Source organism: uncultured Butyricimonas sp. (genome assembly GCF_959596855.1).
Classification (GTDB): domain Bacteria; phylum Bacteroidota; class Bacteroidia; order Bacteroidales; family Marinifilaceae; genus Butyricimonas; species Butyricimonas muris.
In genome coordinates this window covers 1-18307 of the sequence record NZ_CAUFYA010000069.1, presented here as the reverse complement: position 1 = coordinate 18307, position 18307 = coordinate 1, and the positions used below count along the sequence as shown (strand labels likewise).

12 protein-coding genes and 1 riboswitch are annotated in these 18307 nt (G+C 46.7%); of the genes, 9 read left to right on the top strand and 3 right to left on the bottom strand.

Annotation, left to right across the window (positions count from 1 at the left end; translation table 11 throughout):
- The 3 genes from Q5866_RS19595 to Q5866_RS19585 all read right to left on the bottom strand — a co-directional run.
- A partial coding sequence (locus tag Q5866_RS19595; protein WP_303182016.1) for a zinc-ribbon domain-containing protein occupies positions 1-1396 on the bottom strand: 1396 nt, incomplete at its 3' end.
- Between the two features lie 33 nt (positions 1397-1429).
- Positions 1430-3169, bottom strand: coding sequence for a C25 family cysteine peptidase (locus Q5866_RS19590; protein WP_303182015.1), 1740 nt, complete (start codon positions 3167-3169; stop codon positions 1430-1432).
- A 14-nt stretch (positions 3170-3183) separates the two neighbouring features.
- Positions 3184-4623, bottom strand: a complete 1440-nt coding sequence (locus Q5866_RS19585) for a murein transglycosylase domain-containing protein (protein ID WP_186975202.1) — start codon at positions 4621-4623, stop codon at positions 3184-3186.
- Positions 4624-5232: 609 nt separating this feature from the next.
- A riboswitch (SAM riboswitch) is annotated at positions 5233-5337 on the top strand.
- Positions 5338-5642: 305 nt separating this feature from the next.
- Here Q5866_RS19585 and Q5866_RS19580 point away from each other — a divergent pair.
- The 9 genes from Q5866_RS19580 to uvrB all read left to right on the top strand — a co-directional run bounded on the left by Q5866_RS19580 (position 5643) and on the right by uvrB (position 17573).
- A complete protein-coding gene (locus Q5866_RS19580; protein WP_099294503.1) occupies positions 5643-6785 on the top strand; it encodes a homocysteine biosynthesis protein in 1143 nt (380 codons plus the stop codon).
- 275 nt (positions 6786-7060) lie between these two features.
- Positions 7061-7480, top strand: a complete 420-nt coding sequence (locus Q5866_RS19575) for an NIL domain-containing protein (protein ID WP_303182013.1) — start codon at positions 7061-7063, stop codon at positions 7478-7480.
- Between the two features lie 68 nt (positions 7481-7548).
- A complete protein-coding gene (locus Q5866_RS19570) occupies positions 7549-8298 on the top strand; it encodes a UPF0280 family protein (RefSeq protein WP_099292185.1) in 750 nt (249 codons plus the stop codon).
- Between the two features lie 12 nt (positions 8299-8310).
- Positions 8311-11835 (top strand): methionine synthase, encoded by a 3525-nt coding sequence (metH, locus tag Q5866_RS19565; protein ID WP_303182012.1) that lies wholly within the window; start codon positions 8311-8313, stop codon positions 11833-11835.
- Positions 11836-11927: 92 nt separating this feature from the next.
- Positions 11928-12881: a methylenetetrahydrofolate reductase [NAD(P)H] gene (metF, locus tag Q5866_RS19560; RefSeq protein WP_303182011.1), complete on the top strand. Its 954-nt coding sequence runs from the start codon at positions 11928-11930 to the stop codon at positions 12879-12881.
- Positions 12882-12894: 13 nt separating this feature from the next.
- A complete protein-coding gene (locus tag Q5866_RS19555; protein WP_303182010.1) occupies positions 12895-14181 on the top strand; it encodes a Na+/H+ antiporter NhaC family protein in 1287 nt (428 codons plus the stop codon).
- A gap of 37 nt (positions 14182-14218) precedes the next feature.
- Positions 14219-14968, top strand: coding sequence for a sulfite exporter TauE/SafE family protein (locus Q5866_RS19550; RefSeq protein WP_303182009.1), 750 nt, complete (start codon positions 14219-14221; stop codon positions 14966-14968).
- 122 nt (positions 14969-15090) lie between these two features.
- Positions 15091-15465, top strand: a complete 375-nt coding sequence (locus Q5866_RS19545; protein WP_303182008.1) for a thioesterase family protein — start codon at positions 15091-15093, stop codon at positions 15463-15465.
- 101 nt (positions 15466-15566) lie between these two features.
- Positions 15567-17573 carry an excinuclease ABC subunit UvrB gene (uvrB, locus tag Q5866_RS19540; RefSeq protein ID WP_099292180.1) on the top strand — a complete coding sequence of 669 codons (2007 nt, stop codon included), beginning with the start codon at positions 15567-15569 and terminating at the stop codon, positions 17571-17573.
- The last annotated feature ends 734 nt before the right edge of the window (positions 17574-18307 follow it).

Genomic DNA, 18307 nt, shown 5'->3' with positions numbered 1-18307 from the left:
CACCTTCCAGACGAACACGCTCGAACTCGATACCGTCACGAAGTTGCATCATCTGGAATGCCATCCCCCGCTGGTAGCTGTTCGTTTGCAACTGATCCTGAAGCGCATACACTTCATCTTCACGGATCAAGCCCGTCTTGGCCAATTCCGCTAAAGCCGCGTTACGCTCGTCATCATTCTGCGCCTCACGCACGATACGCTCGTTTTTCAGGAAATATTTGAATTTTTCCACTTCATCCTCGTGCAACAACCGGTCATGATTGATCACTTCCAATTGCTTGTCCAAATCCAAATCGGACGAGGCTTCATGCAACCGTTGCGCGTTCACGGTATCGGACAATCTATTCTTGAATTCATTGGAACGACGCAGGTAATCCAACTCTTTCTCTGAAAGATACAATTCACGACTCAACGCCCTGAAACGATCCAAATCCTCGTTCGCCGCCGAAATCTCCACGATACGCACGACCGACACACCGAAGAACGCCTCGGCGGCAACCGCGTTAATCTTGTCTTTTAACATCGAGTGAAGTTCCTTCGGGATACGATTGGAAGAGAGTTCCACGTCATACAACGCATCTTGGAGTACCGTACGGACGGTATCGGTTATCTCGTCCACGATAAACGCCGTGTTCAGCACCTGCCGCTCCGTCAAATAGTGAATGATAAACCGTTCCGGGTCTGAAATCTTGAAATAGGCATTCACGCCCAATTCCATATCGAGATACCGGGTCTGAATATTCATCGGGGTAAAATCCTTGTACCCGTCAATCTGCTGCTGTTTGGAACCGATGAGAAGCGGAAACGCTTTGTCCAACAAAATGATAATTGAAAAAGCCGCTCCCCGCTTCGCGTTTTCTTGAATCACATTCTGCTGCTGCCGGTAAAGTTCCTCCCCGGTCTTATCTCCCTCCTCCCGCTTGCGGCTTTTAAATAAATTGACAATAAATTCCCATCCTTTCCGCAAATTTCTTCCCGCATTATTAATCGCTTGTTCCGATGAACCCGTAAAATCATAAGTACCGCCGCTGATAGAAGCGATAGTGCGCCCGTTAGCCCGGATATATGCTGTTGTTCCTTCCGGTATGATAATGCCTTGAATCTTATTATAAGAGTCAAATTCCGCCTCACTGATCACCCGGGCAACTTGCCCCGGTTGTATATTCCAATAAATACGCCCCTTCACCGTATTCAAGTCGGACGCTTCCGGTTGCGGTGAAGCCGGTGCTTTTTCCGCCGGAACCATTCGATGGCCGCATTGGGTACAAAACTTGGTCCCCGGTTTCAAGGGAGCACTACATTGAGGACATTCCATCGAGGCCTCTATTTTCTGTCCGCAAGAAGTGCAAAACTTTGCACCCGCACGAAGGACTGTATTACATTTAGGACAATTCATAATATTTCGTTTTACAATCTTATTTTAAATATTTCATTTTGCCGTGTAAACACGCTTGATTTCCCCGCCGACAGTGGTCGTTATGACATAACGGGCAGGTATTTTTCCCTTTTGAGCCTCCATGTCATAATTAAACTGTAATTCTTCCCGCCCGTCTTTATATCGCACCTTGAAAATCCCGTCAACCTCACGCGGTGTCACGCCATAATTCGCGTACAGGTATTGATTTATCATCGTGTGAATTTGGAGAATATTACCATCAACGGCACTGCGCACCTGTTCCAGAATGGAACCGCTCCTATTCCCCGATTTAATTCTCTCGACAGTACACCCGATTTTAGCGTCTTCGGGAACCAGAGCCTTCTTCCCAAGCCTTTCGCCCTCTGACTTTCCCCCCTTGTAAAAATTCATCGAGAGAGTCGGGTCCCCGAAAAGATTAAATTCCACGATCGTCAAAGCCGAGTATAAACTGCCCTGATCGGTTCCCTGCAACAAAGCACTACGCGCAATAAACAATGCCTGCGCCACGGTATATCCTTGCAAAACGGCATTCATGAAGCAACTGGCGATGATATCCGCCTCGCACAAAGCAACCGTGGAAGGAGTCGCGTTCAAAGAATCCACGGAACCCCAAGCCACCCGCGACGACCCCACGAAAGCCAACGTGTTCGCGGAGAGCGAGGCCAATAACATACTGTGATACCTATCCAACCCGATAAAACGTCCCCCGTAACAAGCCTCGCTGATAACGATATTAGGAGCCAGACAAGTCATCATGTGTTCCGGCTCGATGACCGGATAAGCTCCCTCCCCGCTTTTATGAAGCATGGCTCCGAAATAACCGCGTGACTCCAATCCTTCCCCTCCATGAAGGTTATAATAATACAAAGAAGCTCCCGCGTGGAAAACTTGGCTGACATTCTCCTCCATAACCATGGGAGAAAGAATAAGCCGGTTATAATAACAATCAGCCGGCAAACGACCGTCGAAATTACGCAAATAATTACCGCTCAAAAGATCACCCGCCACGCGGACGGACACATTCTTCCAGTTAGGATCGCATTGCCCGTAAGCCGCGATCATCGGAATACCGTGAGAATTTTCTATATCCCGCTTCAGGTAATCAAGTAAATCTTCGCATGACGCATCCTCCCCAAAAGGCAACCGTCCCACGAAAAAAAGCTGTTCGTACTTGAATATCTCCTGACTTTCAAGTAAAGCAAGCATCTCCTTGCCGTAGGGATAAGCGTAAAGTATATCCGTATCGATACTGTCATCATTACTATCATCCGGGATATAATGACGGACGCACGGCATGGGAATAATATCGCTTCCTCCTATAATAAACAGGTATTGTGATTCTTCCTTTCCCGCCACTTCTTCCCGTTGATGAACATCCATCAGTATGTCCATATAATCCCACAACGAACTGTCGGCATTTAAACTGACCGTTCTGGCCTTCCCGAAAAAACCGCTCTTCCCGTAAGAATAATTACCGGCATCGACAAGTTTGTATGAAACGCCACACTTCCTTTTCTCCACGATAAATTTGTCAAACACGGCTGTTAAACTTTGCTCTTCAACATCCAGTTTTTCTGCCAGCAAATTCAGATTCGTGAAGAGCAATCCATGAATACCCGCTTCTTTAGACGAGGACGAACCCATGGAATCCTTGTTCATCGTGTGAACGTCCCTCTCCAATTTTGTTCCGCATTCCGAACAAAAAAGCACGTTCCCGTCTTCTATTTTATTTCCGCATTCAGGGCAATACATCGTTATTTCATTTTTTATTTGAGATACTTTTTCTGTCGTTTCGTCACCCCCGAAACATAATTCCGGGCTTCACTCGTGCTCAGACGAGTCGTGAGATGACTGTATAATTGTTCATAATTGCATTCGTTTATCAACGGGATGGCTTTATTCAGGTTCGTTGCTCCCGTGAAAGCCCTGCTCACGTTTCCCGCCCCGGTATTATACCCGGCAATCACGCACAACTTGCGGCAATCGGAATTGGCAACCGACGCGAACTGGTTCGACAAAACACGCAAATAGGCGGTACCCAATTCTATATTATTACGCGGGTTGAAAAGATAACTCCGCGTGGGAATCCACTCGCGCTTGTACACATAGCGAAACGCGTCAAAACCTCCCGACGTCGGGACAAGCTGCATCAACCCGTAAGCCGGAACCCAACTCGTTGCCTCGGGATTGAAACAGGATTCCTGCTCCATCACGGCATAAATAAGTGACGCCTCAATCTGGTAGACGCGCGAAAATTCCGCTACAAGGTCTTTATAAAGAGCCGCGTTTTTCGAGAGATTATCGGCAACAAGGCTCATTTGCACCTGCACCACTTGACGTGCTTCCTTGTTCGTTCCCGTTACCTTGACCGTTTTTTTACTTTGCGCCGCGATAGCTTTCGCGATAGATGCCGTTTCCCCTTTGCCCGACCATTCCTGCTTTTTTTGTTCGGCACGCTCACGAGCCTCTTCCTGTTTACTAGCGAGAGGATTACCATTTCTTTTATCGTCTTTCTCCAGAGTACGCTGTGCCATCGTTTTCCCCGTGTCAACAGTTCGTGCCAACGAATCCTGCTTCCGATCAACCGTCAGATTTTTCCCCTTCACGGTCGGCACCGGGGGGACAGGACGGGCGGATGTCGGTTTCCTGTCCGTTGAGGCTGACGACGTATCGAATTTATACTTGGAGAAATCGACAAGCCCGTCAAGGATAGGTTTTTGCGTTAAGGCTTCCGATGCGTCAACAGAAGATTGGTAAGGACAGGTCGAACCCCTGCTGTTCAACATCCGTTCTATGGCTTCCGCCAAACGTGCGTTTATCTCGGTAGAATCCGTAACGCCGATATCGTCAAGCGCTATCTCCACGAAAATCTCCCCTTTGTCAAAATCGACAATGGAACGGCTATGATAATCATCACTGTATTCCACCCATTCCGTCCGGGTGTTGTCAATAACACTATCTTCCCCCCATACCTTTTTGATAGAACGGACATAACGAAAATAATCCGCTTTTGCTTGTGCCTCGTATTTCGCGTACTCTTCACGAGCCTGTTTACTATACGCCTCAAAATCAGACGTGATTTGCTTGGCATCTTTCTCGAACTGCACACGAAGCGAATCGGTAAGCGTCTTCGTCGATGTTACCGTCTGTGCATAACCATAAACCACTAAAATCATGATCAAAAAAACAAACACACATTTCTTCATACTCGCAACACATTGACAGTGTAAATATCCATATTAACTATCCGCAAAAACTCACACGAATCGCTCCTGTTCTCCCTTTCACACGCGACACTTCTCTAATTTTACAATAATATCAATAAATTTTTATTCACTGATACACAAAAGTAATTAATTTTTGATTAACACAAAATATAAATACATGAAAATTTGTCGTTATAAATCTTATATTTAAAATTATCACATTTATCGTAATAATATCAGTTTGTGTTTCATTTCTCGCAATTCGCAAAATGTTAAATTGCGATAAACGAAACACTGCATTTTCATCCTTTCACTCACACCCGGCATCCCCCGGACTATACTTAGGCTATGGTTTCCCGCTACCAAGTTCGAAGCATGAACGTAGCATCTTCGAAGCATGAACGTAAACCAGCGTTCATGCTCTGTTAATGATATGAAATTGCAATCTTTTTGATAGAGGCCAAGGGTTGAACAGGGGTTATTCACGTGTAATGAAGAGTTATAGCAGTAAATTAGAATCCCCAATCGCAAAAAAGATGAAAAATATTTGCATTCTTCATTTATTCTTTTTTTCTTTGTCCCGATCAATTCAATCTGCGAGGATTGTTTGAATTATAAAGAGGAGTCGAGAGAACAGGCTCATTGAAGCTCCGACAACCTGCAAAAGATTTGCAAGGTGCCAAAACCTGACCTGAGAACCAGGAGTTATAATTTAAGCTGAAGAAAAATGAAAAAAGAAACAACAAACCAGAACAGCAGTTATTGCACCGCCAATTGTAGAAATCTTTTCATCCTCTCTATTGCCATGTCCATGTGTATGCGCTGCATGCGCTAATATCTTTTTTACCCCGGAACTTATTCATTTTAGATTTTTTGATTTTAGATTTATGATTGATCGTTGTGTCATGACTTTTATGACACAAACAACATCTACAATCTAATAATCAGATAGTTGCAAGGCAATTATCTTGAAAAAATCATTATTCAAACATTTATTTATCAAGAAATTGGACAATATCATGGCAAAAACATACGCAGAAATAAACGACAAGATAAAAAAGGGAACGGCAGTGGTTCTGACCGCCGAAGAAGTTTCCGAATTGGCAAAAACACTCTCGCCGAAAGAGATCGCCGAAAAAGTAGATGTGGTAACAACCGCCACTTTCGGGGCAATGTGTTCATCGGGCGCATTCTTGAATTTCGGTCATGCCAATCCCCCGATTCGCATGGAAAAAATCGAATTGAATGGGATACGTGTCAGTGGCGGACTCGCCGCCGTGGACACCTACGTGGGTGCCACGGACTGCAACCCAGAGAACCCGGCATACGGGGGTGCGCACGTTATCGAAGACCTCGTGGCAGGAAAAGAAATCGCCTTGGAGGCTTGGGGAAAAGGAACGGACTGCTATCCCTGCAAACACATTAAAACCCGTATCACGAAAGACTCAATCAACGAGGCAATCCTGTACAACCCGAGAAACGCGTACCAGAACTACAACGTGGCAACAAACTCCACGGACAAAATCAAATACACTTACATGGGAACCCTACTTCCAAAATTGCGCAACGCCTCATACAGCACGGCAGGTGAACTCTCTCCCCTGTTGAATGATCCGGAATGTCGCACGATAGGATTGGGAACCCGCATTTTCCTCTGCGGCACGGAAGGGTACGTCACATGGAACGGGACACAATTCCACTCCACCAAAGAAGTCAACGAATACGGCATCCCGACCAGTAACGCCCGCACGATAGCGGTAATCGGCGATTTGAAGAACATGAGTACCGACTTCCTGCGAGGCGTGTACTACGAGAAATACGGGGTAAGCCTGTTTGTCGGGATCGGTATCCCCATCCCTATTCTGGATGAAGACCTCGCGCGCAGGGTATCCATTCGTAACGAACAGATTGAAACAACCGTCGTGGATTACGGGGACGGAAACAAGATTCTAGGAAAAACAAACTATGCCGCCCTCCAATCGGGTGAAATAGAAGTAAACGGACACAAGATCAGAACCACCCCCGTGGCCAGTCTGGCAAAAGCCCGACAAATCGCCGATATACTGAAATCATGGATTCAAAAAGGTGATTTCCTGCTCTCGGAACCCGTTCGACCGATGCCGACAGGAACCGCACTGAAACAATTGAAAATTGAAAGTTGAAAATTGAAAATGAACTCCTCCGTCTGCTTCGCAGCCACCTCTCTATAAACAGAGGAGGAGCTGGTGACACTAGCCAAAGACGGTGAGTAATTCAGCTCTCCCTCTGTTTATAGAGGAAAACTGGCGAGTAAGAGAGAACAGACTGAGAGCTTGCTCGTTGTCTGTCGAACGAGAGCCAGTTCGAGACCGGTTTCCGGGCTCAATACCCCGAAGGAGGGAGGGAGTTCAATCTAAAATCTAAAATCTAAAATTTAAAATCTAAAATTATTCCGGTTATGAATAAAAAAGTAATATTGACCTTCCCGGTCGACGCAACAGACAGACCTTTGACATACGAATTGATTCGTATTTATGATATAAAAATAAATATACTGAAAGGAGAAATACAACCCGGAAGAACCGGCTCTTTACTCATTGAAATGGATGCCGACGAATTGCGTATAGAACAAGCTATCGCATTTCTGAACGACAACGGAGTCACCGTGAGTCCCGTTTCCAGCAAAATCTCGTATGACGAAACCCGTTGCATCAATTGCGGCAACTGCGCATCCGCCTGTTTCTCCCACGCCTTGACTATTGAGGCTCCGGACTGGAAACTGCAATTCAACCCGGAAAAGTGTATCGCCTGCAAGCTATGTCTGAAAGCCTGCCCGCTGAAACTTTTCAAGATTGAATTCAGCGATTGCACTATCTAATGATTTACGATTTATGATTTACGATTAAAGGAATCATAAATCTAAAATTTAAAATCTAAAATTAAATCGTGGAATACAAAGATCGTACATACAGGGAACATTTACAGGAAGAGCGCTGGCATTCTTTCACGGTCGCTTTCAAGGAAACCGATTTGTGGATAGGGATTGACAAAGTCTCGTTTCACCCGGAGATTCCCGTCTTCACGGAAACCCGTGTACGGGCGTTACGGGAGAAAATGGACGCTTACATAGCCCAAGATCCGGACTACTTGAAAGCATTGGTACCACACGAGGCACAACCGACAGCACCGGTTATCTTCCGTGAGATGGCGGAAGTGGCTGTCCGTTCGGGCATCGGTCCCATGAGTGCCGTTGCCGGAGCTGTCGCCCGCGAAATAGGCATAGAAGTCAAAGAAAAGTTCGGGGTACAAGAGATTATCGTGGAAAACGGCGGAGATATATACGCCGACATCCGGACAGACATGGATATCGCCGTGTTCGCCGGGCAATCTCCCCTGTCCGAGAAAGTCGGTTTCACGATCAACGCCGGATATGCCCCGCTGGGAATATGCACCTCATCGGGCACCGTAGGTCCATCGCTCAGTTTCGGGAAAGCGGACGCGGTAATGATTATCTGCAAAGACTGTGCTTTGGCCGATACATACGCCACTGCCTTCGCCAACCGGATACAGACCGTGGAGGACATTGCCCCCTGCATGGAAGAGATAGGAAAAAAAGACGAAATCCTAGGAGCTATTTGTATCAAAGACGATAAAATCGGTATTCACGGGATATTTGATTTGAAGATTTGGAAATGAAGAAATTTAGAAATGAAAACATACAAAGACATACAACCAAACAACACCGACACGGGAGTTCCTGTAACCTGTAACTTGCCAAAGGCAAATGCAACCTGCAACCTGCAACTCGCCGCAGGCGACAACAAACGCATCCTCATCCTCGACGGAGCCACGGGGACAGCCTTACAAAAATTCGGATTAACAGAAGCCGATTTCCGGGGAGAAGAATTCGCGGGGCACCCTATCCCTTTGAAAGGCAACAACGACGTGTTGAATATCACCCGTCCCGACGTGATTCGCCGAGTGCATCAAAGTTATATTGAAGCGGGTGCCGATATTATAGAAACAAACACGTTCAACGCCAATGCCGTATCCCAAGCCGAATACGGGTGCACGGAATGGATTACCCGAATAAACCGGGAAGGGGCACGAATCGCCAAAGAAGCGGCTACCGCCTGCCGAGAACGCGAAATACTCGTGGCAGGAAGTATCGGTCCCACGGACAAATCTCTCACGCTTGCCCCCGATCCGGAACAGCCCGCCTACCGTATCGTGGACTTCGACACATTAGTCGCGGCTTACACTACCCAAGTTACCGCACTAATCGAGGGAGGCGTAGATCTCTTGCTCGTGGAAACCATTTATGACGGCCTGAATGCCAAGGCAGCCTTGTATGCTATCGCCAAAGTACAGGAGGAACGCGGGACACAACTCCCCGTGATGCTCTCGGCAACGATCAACGACAAAAGCGGTCGTACGCTGACAGGGCAATCACTGGATGCACTGTTCACCAGTTTGTCCCACTACCCCATCGTGAGTTTCGGGTTAAACTGCTCGTTCGGGGCAAAAGAATTACACCAATTCATCCGGGAACTGGCACCACATATACCTTGCGCGATCAGCATCTACCCGAATGCCGGGCTTCCCAACGAAATGGGTGAATACGACGAATCTCCCGAATTCACGGCACAATGCCTGCAAAATATGGCAAAAGAAGGGTTAATCAACATCGCGGGCGGATGTTGCGGAACGACACCCGAACACATTCGGGCTATCGCCGAAGCGTTGAAAAACATCCCTCCCCGTGAAATCCCGGTTTCGGAACACCGGTTGAAAGTGAGCGGACTGGAAACTGTAATTGTTGATAAAGAGCAAAGCAATTTTATCAATATCGGGGAACGCACCAACGTGGCAGGTTCCGCCAAATTCGCCCGTCTGATACGGGAAAAGAATTACACGGAAGCCGCTATCATCGCCCGCAAACAAATCGAGGCGGGAGCGTCCATCATAGATATCAACATGGACGATGCCATGCTGGACGGCACGGCGGAAATGGAACGCTTCATTCGTATAATCAGCAACGAACCGGATATAGCCAAGGCACCCTTGATGATCGATTCGTCGAAATGGGAAACCATTCTTGCAGGATTGAAAAATTCGCAAGGGAAATGTATCGTGAACTCCATCAGCTTGAAAGAAGGGGAAGAAGAATTTCTGCACAAGGCGAAAGAGATACAACGCCTCGGGGCGGCAGTCGTGGTTATGGCTTTTGACGAGGAAGGACAAGCAACCACTTTCCAACGGAAAATAGACATCTGCCAACGCGCTTACCGGTTACTGACTACCCGTGCCGGATTTACCCCCGAAAATATTGTCTTTGACGTGAATATCCTCGCTATCGGCACGGGTATCGACGAACATAACAATTACGCAGTGGACTTCATCGAAGCCGTGCGCTGGATAAAACAGAACCTGAAAGGCTGCCGCACATCGGGCGGAGTATCCAACCTCTCTTTCTCGTTCCGCGGTAACAATACCGTGCGGGAAGCCATGCATTCCGTTTTCCTGTACCACGCGATACGGGCGGGACTGGATATGGCTATCGTCAATCCCGCCATGTTGCAAGTGTATGACGAAATCAACCCGGAACTTCTTAAAGCAGTGGAAGATGTTGTCTTAAACCGCACTCCGGAGGCCACGGAAACATTAATCGCCCTAGCCGAGAAATATAAAGAAGTAAAGGGCGAAAACAAAAACGTACAAAACGAGGAATGGCGCACCCGCCCGCTGGAAGAGCGCTTGGGACACGCGCTCGTGAAAGGCATCACGGACTATCTTCCCGCGGACATAGAAGAGGCCCTCGCCCGGTATTCCAATCCGGTAGAAATTATCGAAGGACCGCTCATGAAAGGCATGGAGCGCGTAGGCGAATTTTTCGGGGACGGCAAAATGTTCCTCCCACAAGTGGTGAAATCGGCAAAAGTGATGAAAGAAGCGGTGAATATCCTGCAACCCGAAATAGAACGCCATAACACGGCGGCACAAAACATGAAACGATTGCCCAGAGTAATTCTTGCCACGGTAAAAGGCGACGTGCATGACATCGGCAAAAACATTGTAAACATTGTATTAACGTGTAATAATCTAGAAGTGATCGACCTTGGTGTCATGGTAGACAACCAAAGGATTATCGAGGCTATTAAAGAACACGAGGCGGATATTGTCGGGGTTAGCGGATTGATCACTCCCTCGCTGGGTGAAATGGAAAATCTATGCGAACTGTTACAGAAAGAACAACTGCAAGTACCGCTAATCGTGGGAGGTGCAACCACCTCATCCGTGCACACGGCTGTGAAACTGGCACCCAAATATGATCATTGTGTTGTACCCGGGGGGGATGCTTCACGTACCGTGGGAATCATAAAACGCTTGCTGAACGACCGGGAAAATTATACCCGTGAACTCAAACGGGAGCAGGAAGAAATCCGGACGCATTATTACCACCGTCAACAAAAACACATATCGCTTGAAGAAGCCCGCCGAAGAGCGCCGCACTTCGATTGGAATAACGTTCAACCGACAACATTCGGGGAACACAATTTACTGGTAAAACACCTTAATATCGAAGACCTCGTGGAAAGAATTGACTGGACCCCGTTCTTCCATTTCTGGGGATTCAAAGGAAAATACCCGGAGATCGTTTACACGAATGACGAGGCTGACCGCACTTATCAGGCAGCACTGGATATGTTGGGGAAAGTCATTGCCGGCAACGAATTTGACGCTTCCATCATCGTGCGCTTTTTCGATGCCTGTTCGGAAAACGACGAAATCGTGCTGGACGGCAAATTCCGCTTCCCGATGCCCCGGCAACAGGCAGACCTGCAAGAATGTATCTCTTTGGCAGACTTCGTGCTCCCAAAAGAGAAAGGGACGGGAAGTGTCGGTTTGTTCTGCCTGAAAGTATCCGACAAGCACAAGTGTAACGACTGTCGTGATTTCGAGCACCTTCTACGGGAAAGCCTGTGCGCCCGACTGACGGAAGCCTGCGCGGAATGGATGCAGGAGCAGATAAACGAGGGTACGCGTGTCATCCGTCCCGCTTTCGGTTACCCCTCTTGCCCGGATCACGCGTTAAAAAAGATCGCTTTCGAAGCATTGGATGCACCCGCCCAAATCGGGGTACAACTGACAGAAGGATATTCAATCTATCCCTCAACCAGCCTCTGCGGAATGCTGATCTCACACCCGGAAGCAAAATATTTCAGCGTGTAAACGCTGAAATAAGATAAAAGCTAAAGAGGGGGTAGTTGAAGCGTTGGTTCAAGCGCAGGGAATCTAAAATCTAAAATTTAAAATCTAAAATCATGAAAGTTATTGACATCTTAAACAAATCAGATAAAGCGGTATTCTCTTTCGAGCTGGTGCCACCGCTGAAAGGGGGAGATATTAACAAGATATACGAGGCAATTGAGCCGCTTATCGCTCTCGCTCCCCCGTTTATCAATATCACGTTCCACCGGGATGAATTGGAATACAGGGAATTACCAGACGGAACAATTAAAAAAGTTACCGTCACGAAGCGTCCGGGTACGGTAGCTCTGGCAGCCGCCATCATGAGAAGATACAACGTGGATATGGTTCCGCATATCGTGTGCGGTGGGGCTACCCGCCACAAAATCGAAAACGAATTGATTGATCTGAACTTTCTCGACATCGAGAACATAATGGCTCTCCGGGGAGATCCCATACCGGGACAGCGTTTTTTCTCACCCGAAGAAGACGGACACAAATACAGTTGCGAGTTAGTCGAACAGATATACCGCATGAATCACGGGCAATATCTTGATGATACTTTGACGGACTCCGTTCCCACGAATTTCTGTATCGGCGTGGCTGGTTACCCGGAAAAACATTACGAGGCGCCGAATCAAGCCTGTGATATCGAAAACCTGAAACGAAAAGTAGATGCCGGGGCAAATTATATCGTGACTCAAATGTTTTTCGACAACTCTAAATTCTTCCGGTTCGTGGAAAAATGCCGGGCGCAAGGAATCACGGTTCCGATTGTTCCGGGATTAAAACCGATCTCCACGCTCAAACATTTGGAGATGCTGCCCCGTACATTCAGCATTGATATTCCCCAAGAGTTGGTGAAAGAAATCCGCTCCTGTAAAAACAACAAGGAAATCAACCAAGTCGGTATCGAGTGGTGCGTGGCACAAAGCAAGGATCTGATCGCACATGGCGTTCCCGCTGTCCACTATTATACCATGGGAAAATCGGAAAACATACAAGAGATAGTGAAACAAGTATTTTGAAAAAATCAAAAAGATGAACCAAGAACCGAAACCACGCTTTTTCGCACTGATACCACTGATTGTCTTTCTACTAATCTACTTGGTAGCTTCAATTATCATCGGAGACTTCTACAAGATGCCCATCACGGTAGCGTTTCTCGTATCATCCGTGGTTGCCGTGGCAATATCTTCGGGAGGCAAGTTACACAAACGAGTAGATTTATTTTGTAGAGGAGCGGCAAACAGCAACATCATGCTTATGGTGTGGATTTTCATTCTTGCCGGAGCTTTCGCCCAGACCGCCAAAGCGGTTGGAGCGGTCGATGCCACGGTAAATCTTGCTTTAGCCGTTCTCCCGGATAACTTGCTGCTCGCGGGAATGTTCATTGCAACCTGCTTTATCTCGCTATCGATGGGAACCTCTGTCGGCACGATTGTCGCCCTCACTCCCGTCGCCGCAGGTATTGCCGCGCAAACAGACATAGCATTGCCCTACATGGTGGCAATAGTGGTTGGCGGCGCCATGTTCGGGGATAACCTTTCTTTTATCTCCGACACGACCATCGTGGCAACCCGCACACAAGGATGCAACATGAAAGACAAATTCAAGGTAAACAGTCTGATCGTCATTCCCGTAGCCGCACTCGTCACTCTTGTCTACCTGTTTCAAGGAACGGAAATAACCACGCATCCCGTGATCCATGAAATCGAATGGTTGAAAATAATCCCCTACATTCTGGTTCTCGCGACCGCTTTATCCGGAATGAATGTCATGTTGGTATTGTTGCTTGGCATTTTATGCTCGGGCATAGTCGGCATCCTTGCCGGAAGTGTCCGATTCTGGGATTGGATCGCGGCCATGGGAACAGGGATATCCGGCATGGGTGAACTCATCATCATTACGCTGCTTGCCGGGGGAATGCTGGAAGTGATACGCTATAACGGGGGAATCGCCTACATCATACAGAAACTGACCACCCGCGTGAACTCGAAAAAAGGAGCTGAATTGAGTATTGCCGCGCTCGTGAGTTTCGCTAACCTCTGCACGGCAAACAACACGATAGCGCTTATCATGGCAGGTCCCATTGCCAAGGATATTGCCGCCCGTTTTGGCGTAGATCCCCGAAAATCGGCCAGTTTATTGGACACGTTCTCCTGTTTTGTACAGGGAATCATTCCCTACGGGGCACAACTACTCATGGCTGCCGGATTAGCAGCTGTTACCCCACTCGCTATCATGCAATATCTTTATTACCCGTACCTCATGGGAATAGCCACCCTTTTAGCCATATTTTTCCGGTACCCGAGAAAATACTCCTAACAATTGTAAATCTAAAATTAGTATGTAATTTCGCACCATGACAATAACAGAAGCACTCATCACCATATTGCTCGGCATGACAGCCGGGTTTATCAATACAGTGGGCGGAGGCGGTTCCATGTTGGTGGTGCCCTTCCTGATCTTTATCGGTCTTCCGGCAAATGTAGCCAACGCAACAAACCGGATTGCCATTCTGTTACAAAACGTGGTTTCCGTCGGAAGTTTCAAACAAAAGAAAATACTTGATTTCAAAACCGATTACAAACTTCTGCTCCCCGTTGCCCTCGGAAGTATCGTGGGCGCTTTGATAGCGGTAGATATTAACGAGGACGTCTTCAAAAAAGTCATTGCCGGACTGTTGATTATCATGTTCTTCATGCTGCTTCTCAATCCCGACGCTTGGGTAAAAGCCAACGCGGATAAAGCAAAAATGAAACAACCGTGGCTGCGAAACCTGATCTTCTTTTTTATCGGTATTTACGGCGGCTTCATCCAAATCGGTATCGGTTTCTTTCTGCTTGCCGGACTGGTGCTGGGGTGCGGTTACGACCTGTTGAAAGCTAATGCCATAAAACTGTTTATCGTTCTCTTTTACACGATTATCGCTCTAGCAATCTTCATATACAACGATCTGGTCAGCTTCAAAGTAGGTCTTATCCTTGCCTGCGGCAATATGCTCGGCGCGTGGCTCGGCGTACGCTTCAGCGTGAAATGGGGAGCGAAATACATTCGCTATTTCCTGCTCGTGATACTGGTAGTCGTGGCTATCCGCCTGTATTTTAGCTAAAAATAAAAAAATACAAATACTGGAAAATGACGGAAATAGGAAATTATTGAAATAAGTAGGCGACAAAAAAGCATCGCATACGATATATTTTGGTAACTTTGTCCTATAAATTTTACATCACCATGGAAATAAAAATAGGACACTCGTTCACGCAGGAAATAACAGTTCAGCATAAAGATACCGCGGCTGTTTACGGTTCGGGGAAATTGGAAGTATTTGCAACCCCGGCAATGGTCGGATTGATGGAAAACACGGCAATTAAATGCCTCGAAGGAATGCTCGACGCTGACAGCGACACCGTGGGTATTGAAATCAACACTAAACACGTGAAAGCTACCGCCGTGGGCAAAAAAGTAGGTTGCAAAGCCACCATTACCGAAGTCGACGATCGCCGTATTCGCTTTGAAATCGAAGCGTGGGACGAAACCGCCCCTATCGGAACAGCCATCCACGACCGTTTCATCATCAACCCGGAGAAATTTATGAGCAAACTTTAATAATTGAAAATTGAAAATGCAGAATTGAAAATGAAATAATCTTTCAAACACTTCAATTCACATTTTCAATTTTCAATTCTCAATTTTCAATTTTCAATTGTATGTTTAAGCTTACCTCAGAATTTCAACCCACCGGCGACCAACCGGAAGCAATAAAACAACTGACACAGGGACTTGAAGAAGGTACCCCGGGACAAGTGTTGCTGGGGGTCACGGGTTCGGGGAAAACATTCACGATCGCAAACGTCATAGAAAAGGTACAACGCCCTACCCTTATTTTAAGTCATAACAAAACATTAGCTGCACAGTTGTACTCGGAGTTCAAAGCGTTCTTTCCGGAAAACGCGGTCGAATATTTTGTTTCCTATTACGATTATTATCAGCCGGAAGCCTATCTTCCGACAACAAACACTTATATAGAAAAAGACCTCGCTATTAACGACGAGATCGATAAACTACGCCTACGGGCAACCGCTTCCCTCCTCTCCGGACGACGGGATGTGGTCGTAGTTTCATCTGTTTCCTGCCTGTACGGTATGGCAGACCCGACAGCTTTCGGGGCAAATATCATCTTCCTGCGCCGGGGACTGAAAATCGCCCGCAATCAACTATTACGACGTCTGGTAGACGCCCTTTACGTGAACAACGAACTCGAGTTCAAACGGGGAAGTTTCCGGGCAAAAGGTGAAACCGTGGATATATTCCCCTCCATCGAAACTTTCGAGGGCATGGCTTACCGGATAGAATTCTGGGATGATGAAATCGACCGGATCACTTCTTTCAGCCCACAGACCGGAAAGACCATGGATGAAATGGAAACATTGAACATCTACCCGGCAAACTTATTCGTCACGGACAAAGCCACGTTGGCAAAAGCCATCCACGACATAGGACATGACCTCACTATACAAGTCGATTTTCTTAATTCTGTCGGGAAACACATGGAGGCCAAACGTCTGGAAGAACGGGTAAATTACGATCTGGAAATGATTCGGGAACTGGGATACTGTTCCGGAATCGAAAACTATTCCCGTTATCTGGACGGTCGTGCCGCGGGTGTACGTCCATTCTGCTTACTGGATTACTTCCCGCAAGATTTCCTGTTGGTTGTCGATGAATCGCACGTGACGCTACCACAGGTGAGAGCCATGTACGGGGGCGACCGCTCCCGCAAACAATCGCTCGTGGAATACGGCTTCCGGCTTCCCGCCGCTTTTGACAACCGTCCGCTTACTTTCGAGGAATTCGAGGCAAACACTGGACAAACGATATACGTCAGCGCTACCCCTGCCGATTACGAACTCGAGAAATGCGAAGGCGTCGTGGTCGAACAAATTATCCGCCCCACGGGTATCCTCGATCCGGAAATCGAAGTCGTACCCAGCAAAAACCAGATAGATCATCTTGTCAACGAAATACAGCAACGAATAGAAATAAAAGAGAGAGTTCTCGTTACCACGTTGACCAAACGCATGGCAGAGGAACTGAGTAAATATTTAGACCGTATTCGCATCAAATGCCAGTACATCCACTCCGACGTGGACACGCTGGAACGAGTGCAAATCATCGAGAACCTGCGCAAGGGAATTATTGATGTCATTGTCGGGGTAAACCTGCTCCGTGAAGGATTGGATATGCCGGAAGTTTCTCTTGTCGCCATTCTCGACGCCGACAAAGAAGGATTCCTACGCTCCACGCGCTCACTCATACAAACCTCCGGACGTGCAGCCCGTAACTTGAACGGAAAAGTCATCATGTACGCCGACACGATTACCCGTTCCATGCAGGCAACCATAGACGAAACCAATTATCGTCGGGAAAAACAAATGGAATACAACCGTGAACACGGCATCATCCCCACCCAAATTCACAAAACAACCGAATCCGTGCTAAAAGAAACTTCCCGTGCTTACGTGGAAGAAGAGCATATCAACATGGCCGCCGATCCGGTTACCGCTTACATGAGCAAACCCGAACTGGAAAAGATGTTGCAAAAAACAAAAGCCGCCATGCAAAAAGCCGCCAAAGAAATGGACTTCCTCGAAGCCGCCCGCCTGCGTGACGAAATGTTCAAACTCGAAGAAACAATAAAACGGCTGGAACTTTAAGATTGTTCAACGGACAACATATCGCTGCATCTTAAGAATATATTCAAAGAAAACGAACTGGACGAAAATTCAGTTACCGAGGAATTCTCGGTAACTGAATCTGACGACAAATCTCGCTTAAATACTTTTACTCAAAAGGTTATCTTTCCAAGATAATTTTATAAAATAAAAGCAAGAAGAGAGCATAACTTTTCTGACAGCACATAAACTTTTCAACTTGGTCTTTTCTATATCTAAAAAATAATATAAACTATCCTCTATAAAAATCGGAATAAACCAACCATTAAATATCTGATAACTATAGAAGAACTATCTTTATCGGAATATTCAAATCTATTTCCGTGGTGTTTTATATACACAATCTTATACCAAAAAACAATTATGCCACGACATTTTTTTATCCTAATAGGTGTTTCATGGGGGTATGATAGGAGTATGATAGAAGTATCACCCAACCAACACCCTGCAAACAGCTTGGTATATAGCTGTTATGTTACCAACTTGCCTAGGTTTACCTATAATATACCACGAGAACACACCTCGTTCAAATTCTTGCTCTCTTCATCGAAATTATAGAATCGATTTTTTCACATGGTAATCTTGTCTATCCGATATTTTCTAAATAAAGTGTATACAAATTGATAGAATCCCCGCACAAGCGTGATTTTTTGTTTGTAAAGTGAAGTTACGAAAAGAGTGTAATTTATTGGAAATGAGCATTGGGTAATCGCTCA

Coding starts and splice junctions, on each gene's coding strand:
- Q5866_RS19590 (WP_303182015.1), bottom strand. CDS start 3,169: ATGTATTGCCCTGAATGCGGAAATAAAATAGAAGACGGGAACGTGCTT.
- Q5866_RS19585 (WP_186975202.1), bottom strand. CDS start 4,623: ATGAAGAAATGTGTGTTTGTTTTTTTGATCATGATTTTAGTGGTTTAT.
- Q5866_RS19580 (WP_099294503.1), top strand. CDS start 5,643: ATGGCAAAAACATACGCAGAAATAAACGACAAGATAAAAAAGGGAACG.
- Q5866_RS19575 (WP_303182013.1), top strand. CDS start 7,061: ATGAATAAAAAAGTAATATTGACCTTCCCGGTCGACGCAACAGACAGA.
- metH (WP_303182012.1), top strand. CDS start 8,311: ATGAAAACATACAAAGACATACAACCAAACAACACCGACACGGGAGTT.
- metF (WP_303182011.1), top strand. CDS start 11,928: ATGAAAGTTATTGACATCTTAAACAAATCAGATAAAGCGGTATTCTCT.
- Q5866_RS19555 (WP_303182010.1), top strand. CDS start 12,895: ATGAACCAAGAACCGAAACCACGCTTTTTCGCACTGATACCACTGATT.
- Q5866_RS19550 (WP_303182009.1), top strand. CDS start 14,219: ATGACAATAACAGAAGCACTCATCACCATATTGCTCGGCATGACAGCC.
- Q5866_RS19545 (WP_303182008.1), top strand. CDS start 15,091: ATGGAAATAAAAATAGGACACTCGTTCACGCAGGAAATAACAGTTCAG.
- uvrB (WP_099292180.1), top strand. CDS start 15,567: ATGTTTAAGCTTACCTCAGAATTTCAACCCACCGGCGACCAACCGGAA.